This is a genomic window from Pacificitalea manganoxidans (assembly GCF_002504165.1).
GTDB lineage: Bacteria > Pseudomonadota > Alphaproteobacteria > Rhodobacterales > Rhodobacteraceae > Pacificitalea > Pacificitalea manganoxidans.
Genome location: NZ_CP021404.1, coordinates 2,386,530 through 2,404,607, shown reverse-complemented (window position 1 = coordinate 2,404,607; position 18,078 = coordinate 2,386,530). Strand labels below are relative to the sequence as shown.

General features: G+C 66.2%; 16 protein-coding genes and 1 tRNA gene. 11 read left to right on the top strand and 6 right to left on the bottom strand.

Going from position 1 to position 18,078, the window contains the following annotated elements; genetic code table 11:
- Positions 1–126: 126 nt before the first annotated feature.
- A complete protein-coding gene (locus CBW24_RS10850) occupies positions 127–1,485 on the bottom strand; it encodes a substrate-binding protein (RefSeq protein ID WP_088661619.1) in 1,359 nt (452 codons plus the stop codon).
- 221 nt (positions 1,486–1,706) lie between these two features.
- Here CBW24_RS10850 and CBW24_RS10845 point away from each other — a divergent pair, with 221 nt between their 5' ends.
- The 4 genes from CBW24_RS10845 (at position 1,707) to CBW24_RS10830 (ending at position 6,709) form a co-directional block, all read left to right on the top strand.
- Entirely contained in the window at positions 1,707–3,077 is a 1,371-nt protein-coding gene (locus CBW24_RS10845; RefSeq protein WP_097373586.1) for an XRE family transcriptional regulator, read from the top strand.
- 138 nt (positions 3,078–3,215) lie between these two features.
- Positions 3,216–3,584, top strand: coding sequence for a response regulator transcription factor (locus tag CBW24_RS10840; RefSeq protein ID WP_097373585.1), 369 nt, complete (start codon positions 3,216–3,218; stop codon positions 3,582–3,584).
- Complete coding sequence (locus tag CBW24_RS18530; RefSeq protein ID WP_198405172.1) at positions 3,581–3,991, top strand: hypothetical protein; 411 nt, start codon at positions 3,581–3,583, stop codon at positions 3,989–3,991. The genes CBW24_RS10840 and CBW24_RS18530 overlap by 4 nt, the downstream gene beginning before the upstream one ends.
- Before the next feature lie 3 nt (positions 3,992–3,994).
- A complete protein-coding gene (locus CBW24_RS10830; protein ID WP_088661622.1) occupies positions 3,995–6,709 on the top strand; it encodes an ATP-binding protein in 2,715 nt (904 codons plus the stop codon).
- A 30-nt stretch (positions 6,710–6,739) separates the two neighbouring features.
- Here CBW24_RS10830 and CBW24_RS10825 read toward each other — a convergent pair whose 3' ends face one another.
- Positions 6,740–7,081, bottom strand: coding sequence for a DUF427 domain-containing protein (locus CBW24_RS10825; protein WP_088661623.1), 342 nt, complete (start codon positions 7,079–7,081; stop codon positions 6,740–6,742).
- 281 nt (positions 7,082–7,362) lie between these two features.
- On the opposite strand from CBW24_RS10825, the gene CBW24_RS10820 reads away from it, so the two are divergent.
- On the top strand, positions 7,363–8,397 hold the full coding sequence (locus CBW24_RS10820) for a patatin-like phospholipase family protein (protein ID WP_088661893.1): 1,035 nt from the start codon (positions 7,363–7,365) through the stop codon (positions 8,395–8,397).
- A gap of 73 nt (positions 8,398–8,470) precedes the next feature.
- On the opposite strand, the gene CBW24_RS10815 is transcribed toward CBW24_RS10820, so the two are convergent.
- From CBW24_RS10815 to CBW24_RS10805, 3 genes are all read right to left on the bottom strand, one after another.
- A complete protein-coding gene (locus tag CBW24_RS10815; RefSeq protein ID WP_088661624.1) occupies positions 8,471–9,253 on the bottom strand; it encodes a DUF502 domain-containing protein in 783 nt (260 codons plus the stop codon).
- A 154-nt stretch (positions 9,254–9,407) separates the two neighbouring features.
- Positions 9,408–10,331 (bottom strand): PfkB family carbohydrate kinase, encoded by a 924-nt coding sequence (locus CBW24_RS10810; protein ID WP_097374212.1) that lies wholly within the window; start codon positions 10,329–10,331, stop codon positions 9,408–9,410.
- A gap of 14 nt (positions 10,332–10,345) precedes the next feature.
- Entirely contained in the window at positions 10,346–10,912 is a 567-nt protein-coding gene (locus CBW24_RS10805) for a YceD family protein (RefSeq protein WP_097373584.1), read from the bottom strand.
- A gap of 84 nt (positions 10,913–10,996) precedes the next feature.
- Here CBW24_RS10805 and CBW24_RS10800 point away from each other — a divergent pair, with 84 nt between their 5' ends.
- Positions 10,997–11,464 carry an outer membrane protein assembly factor BamE gene (locus CBW24_RS10800; protein ID WP_088661626.1) on the top strand — a complete coding sequence of 156 codons (468 nt, stop codon included), beginning with the start codon at positions 10,997–10,999 and terminating at the stop codon, positions 11,462–11,464.
- A 94-nt stretch (positions 11,465–11,558) separates the two neighbouring features.
- Here CBW24_RS10800 and lipB read toward each other — a convergent pair whose 3' ends face one another.
- A complete protein-coding gene (gene lipB / locus CBW24_RS10795) occupies positions 11,559–12,299 on the bottom strand; it encodes a lipoyl(octanoyl) transferase LipB (protein WP_097373583.1) in 741 nt (246 codons plus the stop codon).
- A gap of 197 nt (positions 12,300–12,496) precedes the next feature.
- Between lipB and CBW24_RS10790 the strand changes: the two genes are divergently transcribed.
- From CBW24_RS10790 to CBW24_RS10770, 5 genes are all read left to right on the top strand, one after another.
- A tRNA-Leu gene (locus CBW24_RS10790) sits at positions 12,497–12,583 on the top strand.
- Between the two features lie 390 nt (positions 12,584–12,973).
- On the top strand, positions 12,974–14,698 hold the full coding sequence (locus CBW24_RS10785; protein WP_232529739.1) for an OpgD/OpgG family glucan biosynthesis protein: 1,725 nt from the start codon (positions 12,974–12,976) through the stop codon (positions 14,696–14,698).
- Positions 14,695–14,898 (top strand): hypothetical protein, encoded by a 204-nt coding sequence (locus CBW24_RS10780; protein ID WP_097373581.1) that lies wholly within the window; start codon positions 14,695–14,697, stop codon positions 14,896–14,898. Before CBW24_RS10785 ends, CBW24_RS10780 begins: the two co-directional genes overlap by 4 nt.
- A gap of 51 nt (positions 14,899–14,949) precedes the next feature.
- The gene (gene mdoH, locus CBW24_RS10775; protein WP_232529737.1) at positions 14,950–16,788 is read left to right on the top strand and encodes a glucans biosynthesis glucosyltransferase MdoH; all 1,839 of its coding nucleotides are present in this window, start codon (positions 14,950–14,952) and stop codon (positions 16,786–16,788) included.
- Positions 16,781–18,067: an OpgC family protein gene (locus CBW24_RS10770; RefSeq protein WP_097373579.1), complete on the top strand. Its 1,287-nt coding sequence runs from the start codon at positions 16,781–16,783 to the stop codon at positions 18,065–18,067. The genes mdoH and CBW24_RS10770 overlap by 8 nt, the downstream gene beginning before the upstream one ends.
- Positions 18,068–18,078: the final 11 nt, after the last annotated feature.

Sequence of the window (18,078 nt, the reverse complement as noted above, 5' to 3'; positions counted from 1 at the left end):
TCGGTGTTGCTATGTGATGGCACCGCCCCGCGCCGCCCGCCGTTGAACGGGCGGGAGGGGCAGGGCGGTGCGACCGGAGGGATGCGCGACGGAGAAAGGGAAGCCCGCCGCGCCGATGGGATCGCCTCAGGCGCCCGGGTTGCACTCACCCAATGCGCCGCCCGCAAACATCGGGTGGTCCGGCTCGTAGGTCACCTGATCGACGGGGGTCACTTCGACCACTTCCAGAAGGTCGAATTCGGAGGTCGGGTTTTCCTTCCCCTTCACGACCAGCACGTCCTTGAAGCACTGGTGATCTTCGGCGCGGTAAAGCGTCTTGCCGTTGCCCATGCCGTCGAATTCGAAACCTTCGAGAGCTTCTGCCACCGCGCAGGGGTTGAACGAGCCGGCGCGCGCCACGGCATCGGCATAGAGCAGCGTCTGAACGTAGCAGGTATGCGCGGCCTGGCTCGGCGGGAAGCCATACTTGGTGCCGAAGCTCTGCACGAAAGCCTTGCTGCCTTCGTCCTGCAGCGACCAGTGCCAGTTGGTGGAGCCGAAGATGCCCTTCACGTTCTCGCCCGCGCCCCGCGCCATCAGGCGGGAGTAGAGCGGCACGACGATTTCGAAGTTCTTGCCGTTCACCTGCTTTTCGCGCAGGCCGAACTGAACCGCGTTGGTCAGGGAGTTGACCATGTTGCCGCCGTAGTGGTTGAGCACCAGCACATCGGCACCGGAGTTCAGAACCGGCGCGATATAGGAGCTGAAGTCAGTCTGTGCGAGCGGCGTCTTGACGGTGTTGACGGTCTCCCAGCCAAGCGCCTCGGTCGCGGCGATGATCGATTCTTCCTGCGTCCAGCCCCAAGTGTAATCGGCGGTCAGGTGATAGGCCTTGCGGTCATTGCCATACATTTTGGCCAGCACTGGTGCGAGCGCGGCCCCGGACATGTAGGCGTTGAAGAAATGGCGGAAGCCGTTGGCTTTCTTATCCTTGCCGGTGGTGTCGTTGGAATGGGTAAGCCCGGCCATGAAAATCACGCCCGCCTCTTGGCACAGACCCTGCACAGCGACCGCAACGCCCGAGGACGAGCCGCCGGAGATCATGATCGCGCCGTCCTTCTCGATCATCGATTTGGCGCTGGCGCGGGCGGCGTCGGATTTGGTCTGGGTGTCGCCGGTCACATAGGCGACCTTCTTGCCCATGATGCCGTTGCCTTCGAGAGCCTGCGACGAGAAGGTATTGAGCAACCCGCCATCGCCGCCGCCATTGAGATGCTCGACCGCCAGTTCAAAGGCGCGCAGCTCATCCGCGCCTTCGTCGGCATAGGGACCGGTCTGCGGCACGTTGAAGCCCAGCGTCACCGTGTCCCCGGTGGGCGCGTTGGTAAAGCCGGAATGCGCCTCGGCCCAGACATTGCCGGTAAACAGCGTCGGCGTGGCAAGGCCAGCCCCCGCGACGGCACCCGTCTTGAGCACGCCGCGGCGCGTGAAATTACTTTTCGACATGAAGTCCTCCCATGTGTGAATTGCCGCACCGCCAGTCTCCTCCCCGGCGGGCAACTGCCCATTTCTGAGCAGATCCAGTAAACAGCGCGCACCGCAAATCACGCAACAAATGCTTTACGGCAAAGGATTTTTTTGTAAATTCGTGAACAGGTATTCCAGCAATTCTGTAAATTAATTGTCACGCAGGTGCAGAAAGCCATTGGTGCGAAAGGAGAAATGTCATGCCCACCCGACGCCGCGCCGCGCAAGCCGACCTGCCCGATAGGGGGCGCGCCGGGCTGACCGGCAACCGCATCCGGGCCCGCCGCGTGTTGCTTGGGCTGCGGCAGGCGGATCTGGCGCGGCAGGTCGGAATTTCGCCGTCCTATTTGAACCTGATCGAGCACAACCGCCGCCGGATCGGGGGGAAGCTGCTGAACGACATTGCCCGCGAACTGACGGTTGAGCCTGCGCACCTGACCGAAGGTGCGGGCGTCGCGCTAATCGAAGCCCTGCGCGAAGCGGCAAATGACGTCGGCGCGGACCTATCCCCGGACCCCGCGACGACGGGGGCGGAACTGGACCGGTTAGAGGAATTCATTGGCCGTTTTCCGGGCTGGGCTGCGCTGACCGCCGAAACCGCCCGCCGCGCACGGGCCCGGGCCCGCACCGTCGAAATGCTGTCGGATCGGCTGACCCATGATCCGTTTCTGTCGGCCTCGCTGCATGAGGTGATCTCGGCTGTCACTTCGATCCGGGCGACGGCGGCGATCCTGAACGAGACGGGCGATATCGACCCTGAATGGCAAATGCGGTTTCACCGCAACCTCGACGATGACGCGCGGCGGTTGGCCGAAGGCGCGGGGGAGTTGGTAAGCTATCTGGACGCAAGCGAGGGCGCAGCGGCCAGCACCGCCACCCCGCAGGAGGAGTTCGACCGCTGGCTTGGCGCGCAGGGCTATCATCTGCCCGCCATGGAACAGGGCGCGACGCAGCCCGGGGACAGTCCGCATCTGCAAAGCGCCGCTGCCCGTGACCTCGCGACGCGCTGGGCCGCGCGCTATGCCGCTGCCGCACGGGCGATGCCGCTGGAGCCTTTCGCGCGGGCCTGCGTGGAGTTGCGTTACGACCCGCTCGCGCTGGCCTGGCAGTTCGATCAGCCGCTGGTGTCGGTGTTCGTGCGCATGGCCAGCCTGCCGCCTGCGCAGTTTGGCGCGCAGGTGGCCGGGCTGGTGATCTGCGACGGGGCCGGGGCGCTGACCTTCCGCAAGCCGGTGGAGGGCTTTGCGGTGCCGCGCTTCTCGGCGGCCTGTCCGCTCTGGCCGCTCTACGCAGCGCTGTCGCGCCCCGGCACCTCGCGCCGCGATCTGGTCGAAATGGCCGGCAGCGGCGGGCCGCGTTTTCTGACCTACGCCACCGCGACGCTGGAGCGTCCCGCAGGCTTCGACGGGCCGCAGGTGGCGCAGGCGGCGATGCTGATCCTGCCCGCCGAACTGGCCGAAGGCACCCCCGGTGCGGACGCTTTCCGCCCCGTTGGGCCCTCCTGCCGCATCTGTCCGCGCCGGTCTTGTCCGGCCCGCCGGGAACTGTCCATCGTGTCCGATCACCCCTGACGCGAGAGGTTTTGACAGCGCGGCATGTTTCCGCCGATAGTGCGCCCCGTGCGGACCGCCGAAAACCCCTGTCCAGAATTCGGGACCGGGCCGCCAAGGCAAGGCGGGGCAACCGCCAGCCCGGGGAGGAGACCGGACATGACAAGAACGGTTCTGCTCGTGGAGGACGAGCCGAATATCATCGAGGCGATCCGCTTCATCCTGTCACGCGATGGCTGGCGGGTGGAAACCCATGCCGACGGCTCCACCGCGCTGGAGGCCGTGGCGCGGCGGCTGCCGGATGTGGTGATCCTCGATGTGATGCTGCCCAACCGCTCCGGTTTCGACATCCTGCGCGACCTACGCGCGGCCCCCGATACCGAAAATTTGCCGGTGTTGATGCTGACGGCCAAAGGTCAGGGCAAGGATCGCGAATTGGCGGAGCGGCTTGGCGCCAACCGCTTTATGACAAAGCCCTTTTCGAATGCGGAAGTGCTTGCTGCGCTGCGCGATCTGGTGCCGTCGTGAGCCGTCCGCGCGGCGCGGACCCGTTGAGCGCCCCCGACGATCCGCTGGAACGCAGCCGCACCGGGCCGGTGTTCCTTGCCCGGCAAAGCTATCGCCGCCGCCGGGTGATGGATGCCGCACGCACGCTGCCCTTTGTCGGCACCGCGCTGGTGCTGGCGCCGGTGCTGATCCCTGAGGCGGGCGAGGAGGGCGCGACGCGGGCCGGGGTGATCTATCTCTTTGTGTTGTGGTGCGTGTTGATCGCGGCTGCATTCTGGATTGCGCGGCGGCTTGTGGGCTCGCTCGACGAGCCGCGCGTGGGCAGCGAAACCCTGTCGCCCCCAACGCCGCCGCCCCCACCCTCAATGCCGCCGTCCGCTGCCCGCACGCCGGTCGACCTTAGCACTGCCACGCCGGGCCGGGACTGACCGATGGCCTTCGACCTGCTCGTTGGCGTGTCGCTGATCTACGTCCTGTTTTTGTTTGGCATCGCTTTTCTGGCCGAACGGCGGGCCCGCCGGGGGCAGCGCGAATTCCTGCGCTCACCTTTGGTCTACACCCTGTCGCTGTCGATCTATTGCACCGGTTGGACGTTCTATGGCGCGGTGGGCTACGCGGCGCGCTCGGGGCTGGAATACCTGACCATCTACCTTGGCCCGACCGTCGTGCTGATCGGCTGGTGGGTGGTGCTGCGCAAATTGGTGCGGGTGGGCCGGACGCAGCGGATCACCTCGGTCGCGGACCTGATTTCATCGCGGTTCGGCAAATCCAACCTGCTCGGCGTGATCGTCACCCTGCTCGCCGTGGTGGGCACCACCCCCTATATCGCGCTGCAACTGCAATCGGTGGTGCTGGCCTTCGGCGCGATGGCACAGCCCGGCGTGTCGGATTGGGCGCGCCAAGACCCGACCGCGACCGCGCTTTGGGTCGCGGCGGGACTGGCGCTGTTCACCGTGTTGTTCGGCACCCGCAACCTAGACGCAAATGAGCGGCACTACGGCGTCGTCACCGCCATCGCCGTCGAAGCGGTGGTGAAACTGGTGGCACTGCTCGCGGTCGGGGCCTTTGTCACATGGGGCTTGGGCGGCGGGCCGGGGGCGGTGCTGGACCGGATCGCGGCCTCGCCCATCGCGGATTGGCAGATCGACCGCGCGCGCTGGGTTGGGCTGACCTTCATCTCTGCCGCTGCGGTGCTGTGCCTGCCGCGAATGTTTCAGGTGCTGGTCGTGGAAAACCCCGATGAAGGCTTCCTTGCCACGGCGGGCTGGGCCTTCCCGCTCTACCTGATGCTGATGAGCCTGTTCGTGGTGCCCATCGCCGTGGTCGGGCTGGACCGGCTGCCCATTGGCGCGAACCCGGATCTGTTCGTCCTGACCCTGCCGCTGGCCGAGGGGCGCACCGGGCTGGCGATGCTGGCGTTTCTGGGCGGATTTTCATCGGCCACGTCGATGGTGATCGTCGCCGCCATCGCGCTGTCGACGATGGTGTCGAACCACATCGTCATGCCGCTTTGGCTGTCGCGCCGCCGCGACGGGGCGACGATGGCGGGCGATGTGCGGCAGGTCGTGCTGCTGGCCCGGCGGCTGTCGATCGCGGGCGTGCTGCTGCTGGGGTATCTCTACTATCGCATCTCCGGCGGGACCGAGGCGCTGGCGGCGATCGGGCTGATCTCCTTCATCGGGATCGCACAGGTTTTGCCGGCGATGCTGGGCGGGCTTTACTGGCGCGGGGCCACGCGCAACGGGGCGGCGGCGGGGCTGGTGCTGGGCTTTGCGGTCTGGGCCTACACGCTGTTTCTGCCCAGCTTCGGCGCTTCGGGTCTGCTGAGCGAGGCGATCATGGCCGAGGGTCCGTTCGGGCTGGGCTGGCTTCGACCGCAGGCCTTGATGGGGTTCGCCGGGCTCGACCCCTTGGTGCATGCGATCCTGTGGTCGCTGGGGCTTAACACGCTGGCTTTCTGCGGCGTGTCTCTGCTGGGCTTTCCCGGTCCGATGGAGCGGCTTCAGGGCGCGCAGGTCGTCAATGTGTTTGACCACACCAGTGCCGCGCGGGGCTGGGCGCATGGAGGGGCGGAGGCCGAGGATCTGTTGATGATGGCGCAGCGCATCATTGGCCCGGCACAGGCGCAGGCGGTGTTTCAGCGCGAAGCGGCAGCGCAGGGAAAGGCGGGCTATCTGCCCGAAGCGACACCCGAATTCCTCGACCTGCTGGAACGCGAGCTTGCCGGGTCGGTCGGGGCGGCGACGGCGCATGCGATGATCGCGCAGATCGCGGGCGGCACTGCCGTTCGTGTCGAAGACCTGATGCGCGTCGCCGATGAAACCCAGCAGATGCTGGAATATTCGTCGCAGCTGGAAGCCAAATCGGCGGAACTGGCCCGGACCGCCCGCGCCCTGCGCGACGCGAATGAGAAGCTGACCGATCTGTCGGTCCAAAAGGACGCCTTTCTCAGCCAGATCAGCCACGAGCTTCGCACGCCGATGACCTCGATCCGGGCATTTTCCGAAATTCTGGGCGAGCCGGATCTGAACCCTGCGCAGCAGGCCCGCTATTCTGGCATTATCCACGACGAGGCGATGCGCCTGACCCGGCTGCTCGATGATCTGCTGGATCTGAGCGTGCTGGAAAACGCGCAGGTCAGTTTGAACCTGTCGCGGGTGCGCCTGTCGGATGTCATCGACCGCGCCGTGACGGCCGCCAGCCCGCAGGGCGGCGAAGGCGATACCCGGCACCTGCGCATCGATCGGGTGCCGGGGCGGGAGCCGGTAGAGTTGCTGACCGATGCCGACCGGCTGACGCAGGTGTTCATCAACCTGATCGGCAACGCCCGCAAATATTGCGAAGCGTCGGAGCCGGTGCTGAAGATCCGCGTGCGCGCCGATCCCGCTACCTCTGAGGGACCGCGCCCGCGCATCCTTGTCGATTTCATCGACAATGGCACCGGCATTCCGGAGCGGTCGCAGGACATCATATTCGAGAAGTTCTCGCGCCTGACCGACACAGCCGCGGCAGGCGGTGCGGGGCTAGGTCTGGCGATTTGTCGGGAAATCATGGCCCGGCTGGGCGGAGATATCGCCTATCTGCCGGGGCAGGGCGGCGCGGCGTTCCGCCTGACGGTGCCGCTGGCCCCGGCGGCGGCGCGGTAGCCGCGACCGCCGAAGGGGGCATATGACGCGTCAGATGCGCTCCACCATCACCAGATCGGAATAGAACGCGATATGGTCCTTGATCCGCTCGGCCCCCGGCAGCGGTGCCTCATAGGACCAAGCGGCGTTGCCGATGGTGCCGGACTTCACGACGATGTCGAAATAGCTGGCCTCGCCCTTATGCGGGCATTGCGTGCGGTAGTCGGAGGCGTCGAGGAACGCCATCGCGATATCTTCGCGCGGGAAATAGATCGTCGGCGCCAGATCGCCTTCGGTCAGTTCCAGCGCGGCGGTGCTTTCGCCTAGGACGGCACCACCGGCGCGCACGGTCCATGTGCCCTCGGCCTTGTGAATCTTGATATACCCGGTCATCTCGGTCTCTCCCCCTGTCGTCCGATTTTTGTGGTTTGAAAGCTGTCTATAACGGCGAACCGGTAACAGTTCCATGTCCCTCGGTGTCGCAACGTCGGCTGAGCGCATACCATGCGGGTTTTCTGGCCCGAGGAAAGGGGTTGGCCGCAATTTTTATGCGACGGGGGCTGCGCCAGCTAGGGGCCTGTCGGCGGCGCCACCCTTGAAATTACCGCAGCGACAGGCAAGTCATGCTGCAATGCGGCGCAAACCGACGCGCCCGCGACCGGATCGGAGAACGGATGACCAGACGCATCAATCTAGCCCTGCAGGGCGGCGGCGCCCACGGGGCCTTTACATGGGGCGTGCTGGATCGGCTGCTGGAAGAAGACGGGATCGAGATCGCTGCGATTTCCGGCACCTCCGCTGGGGCGCTTAACGGTGCGGCGTTGAAATCGGGGCTGGTCGAGGGGGGGCGTGCCGGTGCGCGCGCCCGGCTCGATTGGCTCTGGGGACGGATGGGCGCGGTCAATGACCTGCGCCTGACGACATGGATGTCCCATATGCTACCGACGCCCGGTATGATGTCGCAGATGATCGAAACGGCGCTGCCGTTGACGATGGCCGATTTCGCCAGCCGGATGATTTCGCCGTATATGTATGGCCCGGCCTATCGCAATCCGCTGGAATATGTCGTGCGGCAACTGGATTTTGACGGGGTCTGCGCTGCGGCGGGGCCCGCGCTGTTCGTATCCGCCACCAATGTGCGCACGGGCAAGATCCGGGTGTTCGCGGATGATGAGATCAACACGCAGGTCATCCTTGCATCCGCCTGCCTGCCGACGATCTTTCAGGCGGTGGAACTGACCGATCCGGTCACCGGCGTGACCGAGGCCTATTGGGATGGCGGCTATACCGGAAACCCCGCGCTTTTCCCGCTCTTCGCGCCGGAGCTGCCGTCAGACATCATGATCGTCAACATAAACCCGCTTTATCGCGAGGCGGTGCCGGTCAGTGCGCAAGATATTCAGAACCGGATCAATGAAATCAGCTTCAACACTTCGCTCCTGCGCGAATTGCGCGCGATCGAATTCGTGCAACGACTGGTCGATGCGGGCACCATCCCCCAAGGCGCGATGAAGCGGGTGTTGACCCATATGATCGCGGATGACGACTTGATGACGCAGCTTTCCGTGGCGACCAAACTGGTGCCGACGCCTGCTGTCCTGTTTGGGCTGAAGGCACGGGGCCGCGCGGCGATGGAGGCGTTCCTTGCCGGGCATATGGACGATCTGAACGAACGCGAGACGGTGAACCTGCGCGAAATGTTCGGCTGATTAGGCCCGACCGCGTAACGTATGGTTCCGATCATGGGCGTCGACATGCCCTGTACCGGCCGCGATCCAGCGCTCAGGCGTCGTGCATTCGTTCAGGCGTTGGGGCGATCTGCCCGGCAGGGGCCGGGTCCGCGCCGCGCGCCGCGGCCAGTTCCGGCGGCAGCCGGTCGGCGGGGTAGACCAGCCCGGCGGAGATGACCAGTTTCGCCGCGTCTTCGACCTGCATGTCGAGATAGATCAACTCACTTTCGGGCACGAATAGCAGAAAGCCCGATGTGGGGTTGGGGGTTGTCGGCAGGAACACGGAAATCATGCGGTCCTCGGTGGGCACCCGTCGGGCGATTTCGCCCTTGGTCGTGGTCGAGACGAACCCGACGGCCCACAATCCCTTGCGCGGATACTGGATCAAACAGGCCTTGTCGAAATTGCTTTCCGACTGGGCAAACACCGTCTCCGCAATCTGTTTCAGGCCGTTATAGACCGACCGCACCACCGGCATCCGGTCGACCATGCTTTCCGCAAATTTCAGAAGCTGCTTGCCGATCAGCCCCTTGGCGACCCAGCCCACCACGACGGTAAAGACGAGGAAGATCACCACCCCCACGCCCCGCAAATTGACGCCGATATGCTGGATCAGCCAGTCGTTGGGCCGATAGGGATGCGGGATCAGCGGCAGGACGAACCCGTCGATCCAGCCGATCACCGTCCAGATCAGCCAGATTGTCAGCCCGATGGGCGCGATCACCACCAGCCCGGTCAGAAACGACGAGCGCAGCCGCCCGAACAGGCCCGGCCTCCGGCGTGGCGGTTGCGGGTCGAGCGCGGCAGCCGCGTCTTCGATTAATCTGGGGGACATGAGCGGCCGATCAACGAGGGAGGGTGAACAAACAGGCGTCGCCCGCGCGCAGGAAAATAGCGCTCGCGGGCGCCTTGAAATCTAGGGGCGCAGGCGCCCGCCCGCAAGGCAAGCTGACCGGATCGGTCAGGGTTTTCCGCGCGGGCGGGACGCTTCACGCGCCTGCGGTCTCGCCCGAGACATAGGCCGCCGCTGCTGCCAGCGCCCGCTCCAGCGCGGCTGCCCGGTCTGCCCCGGCCAGTTCGGCGGCGATATGGGCGGCCATGAACGTGTCGCCAGCCCCAGTGACCCGCGTGACCGTCACCTTGGGCGGGCGCCCGCAGATGATGTCGCCGTCGCGGGCTTCGGCGGTCTCGCCCCCGCCATCGGTCACGAGTATCCGGCCCGCGCCGCGCGCCGCCAATGCCGCCGCCGCGTCCCGCGCAGTGCCGAATTGCGCCTGACACAGCAGCCCGGCCTCCTCTAGATTGACGTAGAGAACCGCGCGCGGATGGTCGAGCAGGGGCAGAAGCCGCTCCGCCTTGCCGGGCGAGGCGGGCGCGATGCGCAGATCCGCCTGGGCGAAAAGCGGGCTCTGCGCGATCTCGGCGAGCAGCGTTTCGGTCAGGTTGCCGTCCAGCGCCACGACCCCGGCGAACGGGGTATCTGCCGTGCCCAGCGTGCCATCGGCCAGTGGGCGCAGGATCTTGTCGCCTGCCTGTTCCAGCGAATGCACATCGGCAATCGCGGCTGTCAGATCGCCCGCACCCTCGATCGCCATATAGGTATCGGTGGCCAGATCTTCGGAGCGGTAAAGGTGATCGGTGCCAAGGCCCAGCTTCGCGCAGGCGGCGATCAGGCCGTCCCCTTCGAAATCGCGTCCGACCGCCCCCAGCAATTCAGCCCGCAGCCCGGCACGGCGCAGGGCCATCGCGATGTTGAGCGCGACCCCGCCGGGGATGCGCACGATGCGCCCCGGCTGATCGGAGCCCAGCCGCATCTCTCGCGGGGTGCGCCCGACGATATCCCACAGCACCGCCCCCACACATAGCACCGGCGCCGTGGCGGTGGCCGCGCGCAGATCGGGCTGGCGCAGCATGTCGGCGGCTGCGCTCACGCGGCGCCCCCGTTGCCGGTGTCGTCGCCGTTACCAAGTTTCTTTTTGAGATCCGCCAGCGCGGCAAAAGGTTTGACCTTTTCTTCGGTCAGCGGCTCGACCCCTTCGGGGGCGAAGACCTGCGCGCCCAGTTCCGCGCCCGGTGCGCGGGGGAAGGCTGGAACGGCAAGGGTCAGCGCCTCCGCCATCACCGCGTTCAGGTCGACGGTCTCGGGCAGCGGCTCCAGCGTGTCGTCTTCGGGCACTTCCGCTTCGGTTTCATCGGGCGCGGTATAGCTGTCGGAATAGCGGCGGCGCACGGTTTCATCGATGCGGGTCCGCACCGGGGCCAGCGTCACGCCGCAGGGCTGCTCCACCGTCGCGCCCAGCGTGCCGTCCAGTTGCCAGTCGTTGCGCCCCACCGGACGCAGGGTGCCGCTGAACCGCAATTTGCTCAGCTCTGTCAGCTCCAGTTCGCGCGCCAATTTGCGCCGCGCGGCCTGATCCGGCTCCAGCGTGAATTCAGTCGGACGGCGCGCGGGCAGCGCGGTCAGCCGCAACACGGTTTTCGAGGGCTCCTGCATTGGCGGGCGTTCCTTTCTTGAACAGCGGCGAATGGTCCTGTAAGCCCGTTAAACAGGCGAAAGACCGCAAGGCAAGAGGGCAGGATGGCAAGACAAGCCGTGACCGCAGGTGCGGCGATGAAGGCGGCGCTGTTTGGCGCCGTGATGTTGTCCCTAGGGGCCTGCACGTCCGTTTACCAAAATCACGGCTATGTGCCGTCCGAGCAAGACCTCGCTGCGTTGCAGGTCGGGCAGGACACGCGCGAGTCGGTGGCGGAGGCCGTGGGCACCCCCAGCGCCGGTGGCGTGCTGGATGGCAGCGGCTATTACTATGTGTCGAAGCGCGAGCGCCGCTTTGGCCCGTTCGAGCCTGAAATCGTCGATCGTCAGGTCGTCGCGATCCGGTTCGACGCCGGTGGCCGGGTCTCAAATATCGAGCGGTTCACGCTTGAGGATGGTCGGGTCGTCGCGCTGTCACGCCGTGTGACCAACTCCAATGTCGAAGGCGTGGGCTTCCTCCAGCAGCTTATGGGCAGCCTCGGCAATATCGACGCGGGCCAGTTCCTCGACTGATCGTCATGTCGGTGAGGGCAGGGGCCGTGGCCCCGATGCCTGAACCTTGGGCCCGATTGGGGGCTGGGGCCGCTTGGGCGCTGGCTATTGGCGCTCAATCGGTCTCTGGCGCGTCCTTGGTCGCGCCGAATCGCGCCTCGAAGCTGCGTCGCAGGGCGGCGTCCAGATCCCCCAGCGTGACCGGCAGTCCCAGATCGACAAGGCTCGTCACGCCGTGGCCGGAAATGCCGCAGGGCACGATGCCACCGAAATGGTCCAAGTCCGGCTCCACATTGATCGAGATGCCGTGGAACGACACCCATTTGCGCAGGCGGATGCCGATGGCGGCGATCTTGTCTTCGCGGGGGGTGCCGTCGGGCAGTGGCGGCAGGTCGGGCCGGGCGATCCAGACGCCGACACGGCCCTGACGGATTTCGCCGCGCAGGTTGAACTCCGCCAGCGTATCGATGACCCAGCCTTCCAGCGCTTCGACGAAGGCGCGAATGTCGCGGCCGCGCCGGTTCAGATCCAGCATAACATAGGCGACCCGCTGTCCAGGGCCGTGATAGGTATACTGCCCGCCGCGCTTGCTGATATGCACCGGAAACCGGTCCGGCTGGGTCAGATCCTCATCCCGGGCAGAGGTGCCCGCCGTGTAGAGCGGCGGATGCTCCACCAGCCAGACCAGTTCGGGCGCGCGGCCTTCGGCGATCTCGGCGGCGCGCTGTTCCATCCGCGCGACTGCGTCCTCGTAGCCGGTCAGCCCTTCGGTGATGTCCCACGCGACGGGGGCGGGAACGGGGGCAGTGGCGCTTGTGGCTGCGTCCTGCGGCAAAGCTGTCTGGTGATCGTCCATGCGGCGGGCTCCCTGCGTCAGATGCCGGTTTCCCGGCGGTCCCCGTGATGGGCGAAACCGCCGCGCAAGTCCAGCGCCGGGGCGGCACCGGTGCAGGCAAGACGCTGCCGCAAGGTCGCCCGGCCAAGCGATGAAATTCCCGCAAAATTCCTCTTTTCATCCCCCAAGGCTTTCGCTATCAACCGCGCCACGACAGTGCGGTCGTGGCGGAATTGGTAGACGCGCAGCGTTGAGGTCGCTGTGGGGTAACTCCCGTGGAAGTTCGAGTCTTCTCGACCGCACCATTTACTCTCCTTTGCGAATGAGGCGATCACAGCGGTGGTCACGGTCTCTTGGTTGCGCGCTCGTGGCGCGTTCTCCCTTTGCGCTCCGCATGACGCGGCGCATGGGGCTTTGCGCCTTCTGCGTCCCTGTGGTGCGCCGGCCGGTTCCGGGCGCCGCCGTTGTCCATCTGCCGGATTCGGCGGCATTCGGCCCGCACCAGCGGCGAGAATCGGTGAGGTTTTGCCCAAGCAACCGACAAATGGGCATTTTCTTGTTCCTGTCTCCACGATAGAGCATCGTCGCAATGCGTCAGCTGCGCTGCAGCATCTCCCGTTTAGGGATATGCGGGAGCGGACCTAGCGCAATTTACCTCCCACGGCGCGGCCGCGCCCCTCCCGGTTTGAGTGTTCATGAACGCAGACAGTCAGAGACATCGGCTTCGCCCGACCACGATGCTATTTTCCAAGGCAGATTTCATTTCCAATCCCCTGACAGCCCCCGCGCGGGCGCGCCATCGCGGGGTGTCGCGACGGGCCGTTCTGGCCGGGCTTGGCGGTCTGGTCGGGCTCGCCGGTCTGCCCGGCGGCGCACGGGCGCAGGACGGCGCGGTGGCGCGGATCGCCCCCACTGACGGCGTGGTCGAAGAGCTTCCGTCAGATGTGACCTCGGACCAGTTGTTCGATTGGCTGACGACGCAGGCCGAAACCCGCGCTACCCGCGCCTATCAGCCGCCCCATCGCGGCACCGGCTTTGCCAAGGCGCTGGATTTCGACGACTACCGCATGATCCAGTTCGATGCCGACCATGCCCGCTGGGCCGGGTCCGACGCGCTGTTCCGGCTGCACGCCTATCATCTGGGCTGGCTGTTCGAGGAGCCGGTGGCGATCTACGAACTTGCCGACGGGCAGGTCAGCCCAATGCGCTTTGGTCCCGACGATTTTCGCTATCACGGTGACGCCCGCGAGAAGGTCGGCGCGGTCGAAAGCTTCCCCGGCGTGGCCGGGTTCCGGCTGAACTACCCGCTGAACGCCGCCGATCGCATGGATGAGCTGATCGCCTTTCAGGGCGCATCCTATTTCCGCGCGCTTGGCCGGGGCAGCACCTATGGCATTTCCGCGCGTGGGCTGGCCGTCAACACCGCCGGGCCCAATGGCGAGGAATTCCCCGTCTTCACCGCCTTCTACGTCGAGCGGCCCGCGCCGGGCGCGCGCACCGTCACCGTGCATGCGACGCTGGACAGCCGTTCGGTCACCGGGGCGTATCGGTTCGTCATCCAACCGGGCAACGCCACGCGCATCGATGTCACCGCGCGGCTGTTCTTCCGCGCGGATGTCGAACGTCTGGGCATCGCGCCGCTGACGTCGATGTATCTTTTCGCCGAAGGCAACCGCGCCCAGTTCGATGATTACCGCAAGCAGGTCCACGACAGTAACGGCCTGTCGATCACCCGCGCGGGCGGGGATCGGCTGTGGCGGGCGCTCAACAATCCTTCGCGGCTGGCCACCTCGTTTTTTGCGGAGCCGGGGCTCGAAGGGTTTGGACTTTATCAGCGTGACCGCGCTTTTGCCGATTATCAGGATGCCGAAGCGCATTATCAGGATCGCCCCTCGGTGGAGGTCACGCCTACGTCTGACTGGGGGCCGGGCAAGGTCGTTCTGGTCGAGATCCCGACCGATCTGGAGGTCAACGACAATATCGTGGCTTTCTGGACCCCGGATGCCGCCCCCCGCGCCGGGGAAGCCCGCAGCTACGCCTATAGTCTCAGCTGGGGCGACCTGCCGCCCAATGCCGATGGCGAATTGGCCTATGTGCTCGAAACCCGCACCGGACCCGGTGGGGTCTCCGGTGTGGCGGAGGCCGATCGCACCTCGCGCGGGCGCAAATTCGTCGTCGATTTCGAAGGCGGGATGCTGGGCAGCGCCGCCCCGGAGGATGAAATCGAGCCGGTCGTGTCGATATCGCGCGGAAAAATCGAGCATATCGCCCTGTCGCGCATAGATGGCACGCAGATCTGGCGTCTGGTCATCGATGCCGCGCCGGAAGGGGCTGCGGCAATGGAACTGGTCGCGCATCTGACCGGTTACGGGCGAAAGCTTTCCGAAACATGGTTGTACCAATGGATGAACAAGGCATGACATTTCACGCCGACCCGACACACGCGCGCGCAACGATGCTGGCCTACGCGCCGCCTGCCGCGCCTCTTGAGATGCCGCAGCAGGTGCTGGAACGGCAGCCGACCCGGCGCGCCGCACTGCCGCGCCTTCTGCCCCGTCTGATGCCGCTGCGCATGGCACGGCTGATGCGGCTGGCCTCGCCCGTGCTGCGCCTGCGCTAAGTTCCGATGACGCCGACCGGCCCGGTATCGCCCCGACCCGATGACCGCTTCTTGACCCGCGCCCGCCCGGCGGCCCGGCGCGGCACCCGCACAGCGCGGGCTGTTGCCCTGACGCTGGCCTTTGCCGCGGCGGCGGAGGCGGTCGTCCTGTTTCTACAATACGCGTTGTCGATTAGCTTCGACGCGCTCGATGTCGTGCGCGCGGTGCTGATCGGGGTCACGACCTTCTGGCTGGCATGGGGGGCCACCCAAAGTTTCGTAGGCCTGTTCTACCGCGAACCTGCCGTGCCGCGCCTGCCCGACAGCGCGCCGATCAAGGGCCGCACCGCCGTCCTGATGCCGGTCTATAACGAGGACCCGGTCGCAGTGTTGGCGCGGGTGTCGGCGATGGACGTGTCTTTGGCCGAGGCCGGTCTGACCGAGCAGGTCGATATCGCCGTGCTGTCCGATACCAGATCCGATGCCATCGCCGCCGAAGAAGCGCGCTGGTTCGCCCGGCTGGTGGCCGAACGCGATGGCGCAGGGCGCATGTTCTACCGTCGCCGCGCGGAGAATACCGGCAAGAAAGCCGGCAATATCGAAGAGTTCATCCGCAATTCCGGGGGGCGCTACGACTATGCGCTGATCCTCGATGCCGACAGCCTGATGGAAGGCGCGACGCTGGCCGAGATGATCCGCCGGATGGAAGCTGCGCCCGATCTGGGATTGCTGCAGACGCTGCCCCGCATCGTCAACGCCCGCTCGCTCTTTGGCCGGGCGATGCAGTTCGCGGCGTCGTTCTATTCCCCGATTTTTGCGCGCGGCTTGGCGGCGATGCAGGGCACGACCGGGCCGTTCTGGGGCCATAACGCCCTGATCCGGGTGCAGGCGTTCGCGTGGTCCTGCGGCCTGCCGCAACTGTCGGGCAAGCCGCCCTTTGGCGGGCCGATCATGAGCCATGACTATGTCGAAGCGGCGCTGCTGGCGCGTGCGGGCTGGACCGTGCGGCTGGACCCCGATCTGGGCGGCTCGTTTGAGGAAGGCCCCGAAGACATGGTGGAATTTGCCCAGCGGGACCGGCGCTGGTGTCAGGGCAATTTGCAATATGTCCGTCTGCTGGGGGCGCCGGGGATGCGGCTTTGGTCGCGCTACGTCTTTTTGCAGGCGATCCTGTCCTATATCTCGCCGCTGCTGTGGCTGGGGCTGCTGATCGTGTCGGTCCCCGCCGCGATGTGGCAGATCGGGCCGGATTACTTCCCCGCCGGACAGATTTTCCCGGTGTTCCCCTCGGACGAGACCGCAAAGGCAATTGGCCTTGCCGTAGGCATCGGCGCGCTGCTGGTGCTGCCGAAACTCGCGATTTTCTTCAAGGCATGGTGGACCGGCGCCGTTCGGCTCTTTGGCGGCACCGGGCGCAGCTTTGCCTCCGCCACCGCCGAATTGGCGCTGTCGACCGTGATAGCGCCGGTGATGCTCATGTTCACGACCCGCTCCGTGCTGCAAGTGCTGACCGGGCGCGATGGCGGCTGGCCCGCCAATGCGCGTGGTGACGGCGCGGTTCCGCTGCGCACGGCATGGGCGGCAAGCTGGTGGATCGCGCTGGTCGGGGCAGGGGGGCTGATCGCCACCTATCTGCTGGCGGCGGAGCTGCTGCCGTGGATGTTGCCGGTGGGCGGGCCAATGCTGCTGGCCGCGCCGATCGTATCCTATACCTCGCGCAGGCACGGAAAGGCGGTGTTCACGGTGCCGCAGGAGCGTCATGTGCCGCCTGTGCTGGCGCGCTATCGTCTGACCCGCGCCCGTTGGCAGGCCGAAGCCGCCATGCCCGCGCCCTCCCATGATCTGCCCCAGCCGGGCCCGGCCCCCGTGGCCGCCCCCCGCACAACCGTGAAAGCCGCATTGCATGGGTGAGCCTGCCCCGTTTTCGACCAAACGCCGCGCTGGCGCGGCGGCAAGCGCCGGGATTGCGGTGACGCCTGCGGCGCTCGGCGCTGCCGCGCCGCGCGTGGATACGGGCGAAACTGCGCCCGCCGCGTCGCTTGCCGTGGGCGGGACTGCGGCGCCCCGTGACGCGCGGCTGGACTTCTTTCGCGGTCTGGCGCTTATCATGATCTATCTTAACCATGTGCCCGGCACTGTGTTCGAGGATTACACCAACCGCAATTTCGGCTTCTCCGACGCGGCCGAAGGCTTCGTCATCATGTCCGGGATCGCTGCCGGGCTGGCCTATGGGCGGCTGATGTCGGGCATCGTGCCGATCTGGCAGGCGGTGCTGCGGATCTGGCACCGGGCGTGGACGCTTTACATGGTGCATGTGGTCACCACGATGATGGCGATCGGGATCTCTGCCTACGCCGCCGACCGCTTTGGCGTGATCGAGATGGTGCGCATCAACAACCTGCGCGTCCTGTTCGAGGATCCGCTGGGCGTGTTGGTGGGGATACCCTCGCTCGGCCATCAGCTGGGCTATTTCAACATCCTGCCGATGTATGCGGTGCTGATCTTTTCCGCGCCGCTGCTGATCGCGCTGGGGCGGCGGTCGCCCATTGGGCTGATGGCGGCTTCGGTGGTGCTGTGGGTGCTGGCGGGTCAGTTTCGCCTGAACCTACCCAACCACCCCAATCCGGGCGGCTGGTTTTTCAACCCGGTCGCATGGCAACTGGTGTTCGTGGTGGGGCTGCTGACCGGCATGGCGCTGAAAGAGGGCCGCCGGTTCGTCGCCTATCGCGCGTGGCTCTTCTGGGCCTCGGTCGCGATGCTGCTCGGCGCGCTGGCGTGGATGAAGATCGACCTCGTGCGGGATGCGGGGCGCGCTGGTCTGGCGTGGCTCGGGGCGCATGGCGCGCCCTTCTACATCACCAATTTCGACAAGACCTATCTGGCCGCGCCGCGCCTGCTGCACGCCTTGGCGCTGTTTTATGTGATCTCCTGCCTGCCGGTGATGCTGCGCGTCGCGCGCGCCCATGCAGCAGCACCCATCGCGCTCTTGGGGCGGTTCGGGCTGCCGGTCTTTGCGACGGGCTCGGTGCTGTCGATCTTGGGGCAAGCGATCAAGAAATCCGACCTGCCCCAAGGCCTCGGGCTGGATCTGGCAGTGATCGGGGGCGGTTTGGCGGCGCAATTCGCCATCGCCGGCGCGTTCTGGTGGGTGGCCCGCAACAAACAGGCGCCGGTCCGCGCGGCGGCCTGACAGCCGCCGAC